The sequence below is a fragment of the Mycobacterium sp. 852013-51886_SCH5428379 genome (genome assembly GCF_001665575.1).
Lineage (GTDB): Bacteria > Actinomycetota > Actinomycetes > Mycobacteriales > Mycobacteriaceae > Mycobacterium.
Map to the genome: position 1 here is coordinate 106,187 of NZ_LZSU01000051.1, position 11,908 is coordinate 118,094.

Below are 11,908 nucleotides of genomic sequence, written 5' to 3' on the forward strand. Positions count from 1 at the left end.
GACACCGAGAGAATCCGCCATGTCGCTCATCGCTTCGACCGGGACCCACCTCCTGGGTCGGGCTCATTCGCCCTCACCGGCCGCAGGGAGTTCGATACCATCGGCGCCCCGGATGCCGTGGAGCAGCCACGTCGGGCGGGCACCGCGGGGCGGGCACGGCGAGGCTCACGGGAACGGCACTGCCACGACTTGTGGACGTGATCGCGGGAGCGCGGCGGTCACCATTCTGGAAGGAACTGCAGTCAATGGCTGAGCGGTGGACTCCCGGCATATCGCTGGGCCGCAACCTGTCCGGGCCCATGCAGGCCGTGGGCGGGTTGTTCGCGATGTCCGCCGACGCGGTGAAGTTCATCTTCCAACGGCCGTTCCAGTGGCGCGAGTTCATCGAGCAGTGCTGGTTCGTGGCCCGGGTGTCGCTGGCGCCCACCCTGTTGGTGGCGATTCCGTTCACGGTGCTGGTGAGTTTCATCCTCAACATCCTCCTTCGTGAGCTCGGCGCCGCCGATCTGTCCGGTGCCGGTGCGGCGTTCGGCGCGGTGACCCAGGTCGGTCCGATGGTGACCGTGCTGATCGTCGCCGGGGCGGGCGCCACCGCGATGTGCGCCGATCTCGGATCCCGCACCATCCGCGAGGAGATCGACGCGATGGAGGTATTGGGCATCAACCCGGTCCAGCGCCTGGTCACCCCGCGCATGCTCGCCTCCGGGCTGGTCGCGCTGCTGCTCAACAGCCTCGTGGTGATCATCGGCATCCTGGGCGGCTACGTCTTCTCGGTCTTCATCCAGGACGTGAACCCCGGCGCGTTCGCCGCGGGCATCACCCTGCTCACCGGGGTGCCCGAGGTGATCATCTCCTGCATCAAGGCCGCACTGTTCGGTCTGATCGCCGGACTGGTGGCGTGCTACCGCGGATTGACGATCTCCGGCGGCGGCGCCAAGGCGGTCGGTAACGCCGTCAACGAGACGGTGGTGTACGCGTTCATGGCGTTGTTCGTGATCAATGTGCTGGTCACCGCCATCGGCATCCGGATGACGACGGGCTAGGTGACGGTATGAGCACGATGAGCACGTTGCGGGCGACGTACCCGCGGGTTTTCCGGACGCTCGGCAGACCGGTGTCGACGCTGAGCACGATCGGCGATCACGCCCTGTTCTACATCCGCGCGCTGGCCGGAACGCCCCACGCGGCCATCCACTTCCGCAAGGAGATCATCCGGCTGATCGCCGAGATCTCCATGGGCGCGGGCACTCTGGCGATGATCGGCGGCACCGTCGTCATCGTCGGCTTCCTCACTCTCGCCGCCGGCGGCACCCTGGCCGTGCAGGGCTACAGCTCGCTGGGCAACATCGGCATCGAGGCGCTCACCGGCTTCCTCGCCGCATTCATCAACGTGCGCATCTCCGCACCCGTGGTCGCCGGCATCGGCCTGGCCGCCACGTTCGGCGCGGGCGTCACCGCCCAGCTGGGCGCGATGCGCATCAACGAAGAGGTCGACGCGCTGGAGTCCATGGGCATCCGGCCGGTCGAATACCTGGTCAGCACAAGGATCGTGGCCGGGATGATCGCGATCACCCCGCTGTACTCGATCGCGGTCATCCTGTCGTTCGTGGCGTCGCAGTTCACCACGGTCGTGTTGTTCGGACAGTCCGGTGGTCTCTACGACCACTACTTCGACACGTTCCTCAACCCGATCGACCTGCTCTGGTCGTTCCTGCAGGCGATCCTGATGGCGATCACGATCCTGTTGATCCACACGTACTTCGGCTATTTCGCCACCGGCGGGCCGTCGGGTGTGGGGGTCGCGGTCGGTAATGCGGTGCGGACTTCGCTGATCGTGGTGGTCTCGGTGACGCTGCTGGTGTCGCTGTCCATCTACGGCTCCAACGGCAACTTCAACCTGTCGGGTTAGGGGAGCATGGTGAGTGGCAATTCCGCGCGTCCGCTGGCAGGAGCCGGGCTGGTCGTGGGCATCGTGTTGGTGATCGCCCTGGCCGTCGGGCTGTTCCGCGGCAGCTTCACCGAATCGGTTCCGGTCACCGTCATCGCCGACCGTGCCGGCCTGGTGATGAACCCCGACGCCAAGGTCAAGATGCGCGGCGTCGAGGTCGGCAAGGTCGACTCCATCGAGCAGCGCCCCGACGGCACCGCGGCCCTGCACCTGGCCATGCAGCCGTCCCAGATGCACCTGATCCCCGGCAACGTCGGCGTCGACATCGAATCCTCGACGGTGTTCGGCGCGAAGTCCGTGCAGTTCGTGATGCCGCCCGAGCCCTCGGCCACACCGCTCAGTGCGGGTCAGGTCCTGCGGGGCGACCGGGTGATGGTCGAGATCAACACCGTGTTCCAGAACCTGGTGGCCGTCCTCGACCGGATCGACCCAGCCAAACTGAATCAGACGCTCGGCGCGATCTCGTCGGCGTTCTCCGGCCGCGGCGAGAGCATGGGGCAGACGCTCAGCGATTTCAACGCCCTGCTCGCCGAGTTGGAGCCCGGGCTGCCCAACTTCGCCCGGGACATGGAACTCACCGCCCCGGTGGCGTCCGCGTACGCCGACATCGCGCCGGATTTGCTGCGCACCATGGAGAATGCGACGTCGATCAGCAACAGCATCGTCGACGAACAGGACAACCTGGACGCGTTCCTGGTCAGTGCGATCGGGCTCGCCGACATCGGCAACGACGTGATCGGCGGCAACCGGGCGGCGGTCAGCGAGTTGCTCGGGCTGCTCGTCCCCACCACCGATCTGTTCAACAAGTACGCGCCGGCGATCAACTGCACCCTCGAGGGCATGAGCTACGTGCTTCACCAGCCGCCGCAGATGGACCCCGGCGTGCTGGTGAACGTGGCGTTCACCATGGGTATCGAGCGCTACCGCTATCCGCGCAACCTGCCGAAGGTCGCCGCCAAGGGTGGGCCGCAGTGTATGGGGCTGCCCTACATCGGATTCGGCAACCGGTCCAAGTTCCTGGTCACCGACAACAACGCCAACCCGTGGCAGTACGGCAATCAGGGGATCCTGCTCAACTCGGACGGTCTCAAGCAGATGCTGTTCGGGCCCTTGGACGGCCCACCGCGTAACACCGCGCAGATCGGACAACCAGGATGACGGGCGTGAGAGGCACGCTGATCAAATTCGCGGTGTTCGCCACCGTGATGACCCTGCTGACCGCCTTCCTGTTCATGGCGTTCAGCCAGTACCGCAGCGGCTCCACCGAGAAGTACTCCGCGGTGTTCACCGACGCGTCGCGGCTGGAGACCGGCGATACGGTGCGCGTCGCCGGCGTCCGGGTGGGCACAGTGAAAAGCGTTGAGCTGCAACCCGACAAGACCGTGCTGGTGAACTTCGACGCCGACCAGAACATCGTGCTGACGTCCGGGACGAAAGCGGCCGTGCGCTACCTCAACCTGACCGGCGACCGCTACCTCGAACTGATCGACGGTCCCGGATCGACCCGCAAGGTCGGTGCAGGCGCGCAGATCCCGAAGGAACGCACCACACCAGCGCTCGACCTCGACCTGCTCCTCGGCGGTCTGCGCCCGGTGATCCAGGGCCTCAACCCTCAGGACGTCAACGCGCTGACGACCTCGCTGATCCAGATCTTCCAGGGTCAGGGCGACACGTTGAACTCGCTGCTCAGCAAGACGTCGTCCTTCTCGAACACCCTCGCCGACAACAGCGAGGTCATCGAGCAGCTCATCGACAACCTCAACACCGTCGTCGACACCCTGTCCAAGGACGGCGACAAGTTCTCCGGAGCCATCGACGGGCTCGAGCGACTGATCAGCGGTCTGTCCGAGGACCGGGACCCGATCGGTACCGCGATCACGGCGCTGGACAACGGAACCGCGTCCATCGCCGATCTGCTGACCGAGGCGCGCCCGCCGCTGGACCGCAGCGTCAACGAACTCAACCGGCTGGCGCCGCTGCTCGACGACCACCAGATCGTCCTCGACATGGCATTGCAGAAGGGCCCCGAGAACTACCGCAAGGTCGCACGGTTGGGCGCCTACGGCAGTTGGATCATGTACTACATTTGCGGCCTTTCCTTCCGTGTCACCGATCTGCAGGGCCGGACAGCGGTCTTCCCCTGGGTCAAACAAGAAGGCGGGAGGTGTGGAGAGCCCTGATGCGTAAATACCGGGAATCGAATCTGATCAAGGCGGGCTTCATCGGAGCCATGCTGGTCCTGCTCATCATCGCCGTCGGGCTCCAGCCGGAGAAGATCATCCAGTGGGGCACCTCCGTGCGGCACCAGGCGTTGTTCACCGAGGCCGGCGGCATCATGGCCGGAAACGACGTCACGGTGTCGGGTATCAAGATCGGCACCATCACCGACGTCGAACTGCAGAACGGGGATGCGCTCGTCACGTTCACCACTGACGGCCGCTACCAGCTCGGATCGCAGACCACCGCACACATCCGCATCGGCTCGCTGTTGGGCGAGCGGGTCCTCACCCTCGAATCCGACGGCAGCGGCTCGCTCAGCCAGTCGGCCGTCATTCCGGTATCGCGCACGTCGTCGCCCTATTCGCTGACCGACGCCGTCGGTGATCTGGCCGCCAACACCACCGACACCGACACCGCTTCGCTGAACCAGTCGCTGGACACCCTGGCAGCCACCATCGACCAGGTGGCGCCGCAGCTCGGGTCCACCTTCGACGGGTTGAGCCGGCTGTCGCGTTCACTCAACAGCCGTAACGAGAACCTTGCCGGGCTGCTCAAGAGCGCCAGTGAGGTCACCGACGTGCTGTCCCAGCGCAGCCAACAGCTGAACACGCTGATCCTCAACGCGAACGATCTGCTCGGCGTGCTCAACGAGCGCCGGGAGGCGATCGTCGACCTGCTGGCCAACACCTCCGCGGTGGCCCAGCAGCTCACCGGTCTGGTGGCGGACAACGAAGCGGAGCTGGCGCCCACTCTCGCGCGGCTGAACTCGGTCGAGGCGATGCTGGAGCGCAACCGCGACAACATCGCCAAGATCCTGCCCAGCCTGAAGAAATTCATCCTGGCCCAGGGCGAGACGCTCGCCAACGGGCCGTACTACAACGCGTACGTGCCGAACCTGCAACCGGCACAGCTGCTGCAGCCGTTCATGGACTACGCATTCGGGTTCCGGCGCGGAACCAATGCCGGCCAGCCGCCGGACACCGCGGGTCCGCGCGCCGAACTGCCGTTGCCCTACAACGGAATTCCGGGAGGGTCGCGCTGATGAACCGCAAGCGCTCGATGACGCTGCTGGCGATCGGCCTGGTGGCCCTGCTGGTGGCCGGTGGTGCAGTGCTGTTGCGCCAGACGTTCTTCGGACCCCGGACGATCTCCGCGTTGTTCACCTCAGCGACCGGAATCTATCCCGGGGACGAGGTGCGAGTGTCCGGGGTCGAGGTGGGCACCATCGAGTCCATCGAGCCGGAGGGCACGCAGACGCGGCTGGTCATGCACGTCGATCGCGATGTGCCGATCCCCGCGGACGCCAAGGCCGTCATCGTCGCGCCGAACCTCATCTCGGCGCGCTACGTCCAGCTGACGCCGGCATACCGGACGAGTGGTCCGACGATGCCCGACGACACGGTGATCCCGCTGGACCGCACCGCGGTTCCGGTCGAATGGGACGAGGTCAAGGAACAGCTCACCCGGTTGGCGACCGACCTCGGTCCGACCGGCGGTGTCGACGGCACCTCGGTGTCGCGGTTCATCGACAGCGCCGCAAATGCGATGGATGGCAACGGCGACAAGCTGCGCCAGGTGATCACCGAGCTGTCCGGCGCAGCCCGGGTGCTGGCTGAGGGCAGCGGCAACATCGTCGACATCATCAAGAACCTGCAGACCTTCATCACCGCCCTCAAGGGCAGCAACGAGCAGGTGATGCTGTTCCAGAACCGGCTGGCCACGCTGACCAGCGTGGTCGACGGCAGCCGTTCGGATCTCGATGCGGCACTGAAGGATCTGTCGGTCGCGGTCGTCGAGGTCCAGCGCTTCGTGGCCGGCAGCCGCAACCAGACCTCCGAACAGGTGCAGCGGCTCGCCAACGTCACGCGCAACCTGCTCGACAACAAGATCGAGATCGAGAACCTGCTGCACATCGCACCGAACGCGCTCGGCAACGCCTACAACATCTACAACCCGGACACCGGCAGCGCCGTCGGGCAGTTCGTGCTCAACAACTTCTCCAATCCGGTGCAGTTCATCTGCGGGGCCATCGGCGCAGTCGAGAACACCACCGCGCCGGAGACCGCCAAGCTCTGCTCGCAGTACCTCGGACCGGCGCTGCGACTGCTGAACTTCAACTACCTGCCGCTCGGACTCGACCCGTATCTGAGCCCCTCGGCGAACCCGGAGAACATCATCTACTCCGAGCCGAATCTCGCACCCGGTGCAGGCGGCTCGCCGCAGCCGCCGCTGGTGCCGCCCAGCATCTCCGCCTACGAGGGCGTGGCGCCCGGACCGCCGCCCTACACCGGGCGACCCCCCGGTGTGCCGGGGCCGGGTGCGCAGCAGCTGCTGCCCGGTGCGGCACCGGTGATTCCGCCGAACCTCCCGACGTCCGTGGACAACGTGCTCAACCCGGCCGGTGCGCTACCGGGACCGCCGCCTCCTGCCGGACCGCCGCTGCCCGCAGAAGCGCCCGTAGCCGCCGCATCGGCACCGGCAGAAGGGACGCCACCGGCATGACGGGCGGAAAAGCCAAGCGCTGCACCATTATCGCGGGATCGTGTGTTGCCCTCACCCTGAGTGGTTGCGGCTTCCAGGGCGTCAACACCCTGCCGCTGCCCGGTGCGGTGGGCCGCGGCGCCGATGCGCACACCTACCGCGTCGAGATCGCCAACGTCGCTCAGCTGGAACCGAATTCGCCGGTGATGATGAACGACGTGGTCGTCGGCAGCGTGAAGAGCATGTCCGTCGAGGACTGGCATGCCAACGTCGAGATCTCGGTGAAACCCGAGATCAGGGTTCCGGCGAACGCGGTGGCGAGCGTCGCGCAGACGTCGCTGCTGGGGTCGATGCATCTCGCGCTGAACCCACCCCTCGGTGAAGCGCCCGAGGGTGCGCTGTCGCCGGGCGGCACGATCTCGCTCAACGACACGTCGACCTATCCCACCACCGAACAGACGCTGTCATCGCTGGCTGCGGTGGTCAACGGCGGTGGCCTCGGCCAAATCGGGGACGTCATCCACAACTTCAGTGCTGCACTCGACGGTCGGCAGGGCGAGGTGCGCGAAGTGCTCACCCGGCTCGACAACTTCGTCGGCACGCTGGATGCCCAGCGCGACAACATCGTGGCCTCGATCGAGTCGCTCAACCGGTTGTCGTCGACGTTCGCCCAGCAGCGCGACGACATCACCGAGGCGCTCGACCGCATCCCGCCGGCGATCGAGGTGCTGGTGAGGGAACGGCCGCGGTTGACGACGGCGCTGCAGCGGCTCGGTACCTTCAGCGACACCGCGACACAGTTCGTCAACGAGTCACAGGCTGACCTGGTGAAGAACCTGCAGAACCTCGAACCAGCGATCAAGGCGTTCGCCGACGTCGGCCCGGACCTGAACAAGATCCTGGAGTACGCGGCGCACTTCCCGTTCACGCAGAGCTTCATCGACCGCGCCATCCGGGGCGACTACTACAACCTGTTCGCGACCGTGGACTTCACCATTCCGCGGTTGAAGCGGACGCTGTTCCTCGGGACGCGGTGGGAGCAGGAGGGCGCCGAAGTCGTTCCCGCCCCGGGTGATCCGAACTACCTGCAGTACACCGTCGATCCGCTCAAGCTCGGGATCGATCCGCCGCCGTCCGACGCGTTCCCGGCGGCACCGCTGGATACGGCCACCGCCGAGGCGGCCGCGCCGCCGCTGCCTCCGCCACCGGTGACCGCCGAGGTGGGGCCGATCCTTCCGATCACGCCACCACCGGCGATGACGGCGTTCGGGGCGCCCGCTCCGGTTCCGGCGCCCGCCCCCGGCACGACCACGCCGATCTTCGCGGGTCCGTATCCGAACACACCACCGCCGCCCGGTGCGGCTCCGCCGCCTGCAGGGGGTCGCTGATGCTGACACGGTTCGTTCGGACCCAGCTGATCATCTTCACGATCGCCTCGATCGTCGGTGTCGGCGTGATGGCGTTCGTCTACATGCAGGTACCCACACTGCTGGGAATCGGCCGGATGATCGTCAAGGTGGAGTTGCCGTCCTCCGGGGGGCTGTACCAGTTCAGCAACGTCACCTATCGCGGATCACAGGTCGGAAAGGTCACCGCGGTGACCCTGACCGAGAACGGCGCCGAGGCCACGCTGTCGCTGGACGGTTCCGCCAGGATCCCGGCCGATCTCGAGGCCGAGGTCCGCAGCGTGTCCGCGGTCGGCGAACAGTATGTCGAACTGCTACCGCGCACCGACCAGCCGCCGTATCTCGAAGACGGTTCGGTGATCGCCATGGCCGACACCAAGATCCCCCAGGCGGTGGGTCCGATGCTCGACCAGGTGAACGCGCTGGTGAGCACGATCCCCAAGGACACCCTCAGCCAGCTGCTCGACGAGTCGTACAACGCCTTCCGCGGAACCGATTTCGACTTCGGGTCGCTGCTGGACTCCTCGTCGACCATCACCCGCGACGCACGCGGCGTCGCCGATCAGTTGCGCACCCTGACCGATGACGCGGTGCCGTTCCTCGATGCGCAGGCGCAGACCAGCGATTCGATCCGCACCTGGGGCAGGAGCCTCGCCGGTATCACCGATCAGCTCGCGAACAACGATCCCCAGGTGCGCTCGATCCTGCGCAACGGGCCGGGGTTCGCCCAGGAGACTTCGCGGTTGCTGGCGGACATCAAACCGACGCTCCCGGTGATGTTGGCCAATCTCACCACGTTCGGCAAGATCGGGGTCACCTACAACCCGTCGCTGGAACAGCTGCTGGTACTCGTCCCGCCGTTCGTCGCGCAGATTCAGACCTACGCGCCGACGAACAACCCGGGCGGGCTGCCCAACGGTGACTTCTCGCTCGGCCTCGGCGATCCCGCAGCCTGTACGGTCGGCTTCCTGCCGCCGTCGTCGTGGCGAAATCCGGCCGATACGTCGGTCATCGACACCCCGGACGATCTGTACTGCAAGCTGCCGCAGGACTCACCGGTCGCGGTCCGCGGTGCGCGCAACTATCCCTGTATGGAGCATCCGGGCAAGCGCGCACCGACCGTCGAATTGTGCAACGACCCCAACGGATATCAGCCGCTCGCGCAGCGGCAGCACGTGCTCGGTCCGTACCCCTTCGATCCGAACCTCGTGGCGCAGGGTGTGCCGCCGGACAGTCGGGCGCTGGTCGATTCCAACACCTTCGGTCCCATCGAGGGCACTCCGCTGCCACCCGGGGTGACCCAACGGCCACCGGACATTCCGCCGCTGCCGTCTCCGCCACCGAACTTCGCGGGCACCGGACCCGGGGCGCTCCTGCCCGGACAGCCGCTCTACCTGGAACCGCCGGTGAGTCCGCCGGGGCCGGCTCAGGTGACGGATCCCGATGCCGTTCCGCTGGCGCCCGCCGACCGTCCGGAGGCCACCGAGGTGCCGGTGCCGCCCGGTCTGGCACCCGAGGACGTGCCGCTGCCGCCCGGCGCCGTGGCGGTGCCGTCGCCGGCCCCCGTTCCCGCGCCCGCGGCGTTCGAAGGAAAGACGCCGTCCGGTGCACCGTCGGTCGCCATCGCGAAGTACAACCCGCGCACCGGTGAGTACATGGGCGGGGACGGCAAGATGTACCGCCAGTCCGATCTGGTGTCCTCACCCAAGTCGTGGCAGGATCTGATGCCGACCTGACGGTGGTGTGAGACGAAAACAGGCCCGGGACAACAAGTCCCGGGCCTGTCTTCTGCGCTTGGCTCAGACCTTCTTCATGTAGAAGGGCATTCTGATCTGCGGCCACTGGTTGCGGCCACACGATCCGCTGGGCCCGAGTGTCTGGTTCTCGCCGGTGTATTCGGTGGAGGCGGCGTTGTAGTGGCCGTCGAAGCCGACCGGGTAGATTTTGTAGACCCGCAGACCCTCGACCGGCTGGCCGTCGGCGCAGAACCGCCACTCCGGCACCACGCGCTTGACGTACCACAGACCGTTGCTGGTGTAGATCGGCGCGCTCCAGCCCGCGTCGCTGTTCACGGTGCCTGCACAGTCACTCGGGGAGCTGCAGACCGTGGTGATTGTCCACGTACTGCGTTCTCCCGGTTGAGGTTGGAAGCGTTCATTGATCTTCGCCAGCTGACCGTTCGACGAGATCTCGTACGTCCCGTTGATACCCCAGTCATTGTCCGCACCCGCGGGCGCCGCGGTCGTCAGACCGACCAGTGCGGTGACTCCGGCGATGGCGGCGCCGACTCTCATCTTGGCCGACATTGGTGTGACTCCTCTGTCCAGCGGAAGTGCAATTTCCGAATAGTGAGAATATCAGTCCAGGCGAAACGCCATTGCGCATCAACCGGATTCGCGTCGGCGGCAGGGGCGGTCAAGCGCCGCCAGATGCCCGCCCCGATCTTCTCAGAATAGGAGAGTTCCGTTCTCCAATGTGGCAAAGTAGGAGGGTGCGTATGACCATGGTGGCGGCCGCCGCGACGATCGTGGCCGGGATGTTCAGTGCGCCGCAGGCGAATGCCCAACCGCAAACCTGCAACGACCCGTTCTGCGTCCCGGGTATCACCCCGAACGTGGTCCAGGGGTCCTACTGCTCGAACACGAGCTACTACGTGTTCGGCACCGCGGTCGCCGGAGCCTCGACGCGTGCGGGCCGGCTGCTGTTCTGCGGTTCACCCCGCCGGTACGAACCGCGTTGGTTCCGTTCGCCGCCGATGGCCGGGATCCGGACCGAGGGCAGCGACTGCACCAACTACCTGGACTACGTGGCCCAGGCGCCGGACGGGCTTTTCCTGGCCTGTGTCGCCAAGGACGACCAGCATCGCTGGTTGCGCGGGGACGCCTGAGAAGCGGTCGGTTACCAGTCCCGCAGTGAGCACAGCGCGCCGCGGGTGCCTTCCGCGGTCTTGACGACGACGCCGTCCACGGACAGTTCACATTTGAGCTTCGGTGCCTGCAGTTCCGGGGATTCACCGCTGGTGACCACCACCATCGCCCACCGGCCCGGATCGGCGAGCCTGGTCTCGAACACCCAGGGCTGATCCGGGCCGACGTTGGCCTCGGCCTTCGGGCTGAAGACGTAAGGGTTGTGGCTGTAATCGGAGAACGTCGGCGGGTCGACCTCGCGGTAGTAGATGTCAGCGTAGAACGGTGCGTCCGCCGTCACGACGTACTTGATCGCGTGCATCATCGGCTGCGCCGTTGCCGGGACTGCCGTGCCGATCGCACTGCCCGCCATCACCATCGCGGCGGTGAGTGCCACTGTGGACCGCATCGTCACATCCTTGTCAGAGAGATGGGGTACACGCGCTGGCCGCCCGGTGCGCCGTCACAGCCGGCGTTAAACGTCGACACCATCTCACCGACCAAAGTCGTTGCGTCCCAGGTGTACACGTCGTGGGTCGGAATGGTCGGACCGTAATAGATGTCGCCGCAACGCAGCCCGAAGGGGTCGTCGATGATCATGGTGTAGCGGCCGTCGACCAACCATGCCTCGGCCTTGGTGTAGAGGGCCTTGGCGATGGGCTGCGGCATCATCATCGCGTCGATGCAGTCGGTCCGCTTGGAGTTGTCGTCATTGCGGCACGGTGAGACCAGGGACAGCACCCAGGTGTGAAAGTCCCTGCGGTCGGGGATGTGCAGGTTGTAGTTACCGAGGGACATCGCCGACGCCTGTGGGGCGCCGACCATCGCCGCCACCAACAGCGCGACGCCGACCAGAACAGACCTCACCCGCTACCTCCGGACCGTTTGAGCTGTAACGAGATTGCCATTCTCGCAATCGGAGAATAGCAACCTCAACGGCGGTCCGA

General features: G+C 66.2%; 12 protein-coding genes. 9 read left to right on the forward strand and 3 right to left on the reverse strand.

Features of this window, described 5'->3' with window-relative positions:
- Positions 1 to 245: 245 nt before the first annotated feature.
- Genes A5757_RS20675 through A5757_RS20710 form a run of 8 tightly spaced genes read left to right on the forward strand, consistent with a single transcriptional unit; the run spans position 246 to position 9,791 of the window.
- Positions 246 to 1,043, forward strand: a complete 798-nt coding sequence (locus A5757_RS20675; RefSeq protein ID WP_066838702.1) for an ABC transporter permease — start codon at positions 246 to 248, stop codon at positions 1,041 to 1,043.
- Between the two features lie 17 nt (positions 1,044 to 1,060).
- Positions 1,061 to 1,909, forward strand: a complete 849-nt coding sequence (locus tag A5757_RS20680; RefSeq protein WP_156618636.1) for an ABC transporter permease — start codon at positions 1,061 to 1,063, stop codon at positions 1,907 to 1,909.
- Between the two features lie 6 nt (positions 1,910 to 1,915).
- Entirely contained in the window at positions 1,916 to 3,106 is a 1,191-nt protein-coding gene (locus tag A5757_RS20685) for an MCE family protein (protein WP_082929604.1), read from the forward strand.
- Positions 3,103 to 4,128, forward strand: a complete 1,026-nt coding sequence (locus A5757_RS20690; RefSeq protein WP_066838035.1) for an MCE family protein — start codon at positions 3,103 to 3,105, stop codon at positions 4,126 to 4,128. Before A5757_RS20685 ends, A5757_RS20690 begins: the two co-directional genes overlap by 4 nt.
- On the forward strand, positions 4,128 to 5,210 hold the full coding sequence (locus A5757_RS20695; RefSeq protein WP_066838038.1) for an MCE family protein: 1,083 nt from the start codon (positions 4,128 to 4,130) through the stop codon (positions 5,208 to 5,210). The genes A5757_RS20690 and A5757_RS20695 overlap by 1 nt, the downstream gene beginning before the upstream one ends.
- Positions 5,210 to 6,670 carry an MCE family protein gene (locus A5757_RS20700; protein ID WP_066838040.1) on the forward strand — a complete coding sequence of 487 codons (1,461 nt, stop codon included), beginning with the start codon at positions 5,210 to 5,212 and terminating at the stop codon, positions 6,668 to 6,670. Before A5757_RS20695 ends, A5757_RS20700 begins: the two co-directional genes overlap by 1 nt.
- On the forward strand, positions 6,667 to 8,037 hold the full coding sequence (locus A5757_RS20705; protein ID WP_066838043.1) for an MCE family protein: 1,371 nt from the start codon (positions 6,667 to 6,669) through the stop codon (positions 8,035 to 8,037). Before A5757_RS20700 ends, A5757_RS20705 begins: the two co-directional genes overlap by 4 nt.
- Positions 8,037 to 9,791: an MCE family protein gene (locus tag A5757_RS20710; RefSeq protein WP_066838046.1), complete on the forward strand. Its 1,755-nt coding sequence runs from the start codon at positions 8,037 to 8,039 to the stop codon at positions 9,789 to 9,791. The genes A5757_RS20705 and A5757_RS20710 overlap by 1 nt, the downstream gene beginning before the upstream one ends.
- Positions 9,792 to 9,854: 63 nt before the next feature.
- Here the strand turns inward: A5757_RS20710 and A5757_RS20715 are convergent, their stop codons facing one another.
- The gene (locus A5757_RS20715) at positions 9,855 to 10,361 is read right to left on the reverse strand and encodes a hypothetical protein (RefSeq protein WP_066838049.1); all 507 of its coding nucleotides are present in this window, start codon (positions 10,359 to 10,361) and stop codon (positions 9,855 to 9,857) included.
- A gap of 197 nt (positions 10,362 to 10,558) precedes the next feature.
- Between A5757_RS20715 and A5757_RS20720 the strand changes: the two genes are divergently transcribed.
- A complete protein-coding gene (locus A5757_RS20720; RefSeq protein WP_066838710.1) occupies positions 10,559 to 10,942 on the forward strand; it encodes a hypothetical protein in 384 nt (127 codons plus the stop codon).
- A gap of 11 nt (positions 10,943 to 10,953) precedes the next feature.
- Here A5757_RS20720 and A5757_RS20725 read toward each other — a convergent pair whose 3' ends face one another.
- Both A5757_RS20725 and A5757_RS20730 read right to left on the reverse strand, forming a co-directional pair.
- Positions 10,954 to 11,370 (reverse strand): hypothetical protein, encoded by a 417-nt coding sequence (locus A5757_RS20725; RefSeq protein WP_066838052.1) that lies wholly within the window; start codon positions 11,368 to 11,370, stop codon positions 10,954 to 10,956.
- A 2-nt stretch (positions 11,371 to 11,372) separates the two neighbouring features.
- Positions 11,373 to 11,828, reverse strand: a complete 456-nt coding sequence (locus A5757_RS20730) for a hypothetical protein (protein WP_066838057.1) — start codon at positions 11,826 to 11,828, stop codon at positions 11,373 to 11,375.
- Positions 11,829 to 11,908: the final 80 nt, after the last annotated feature.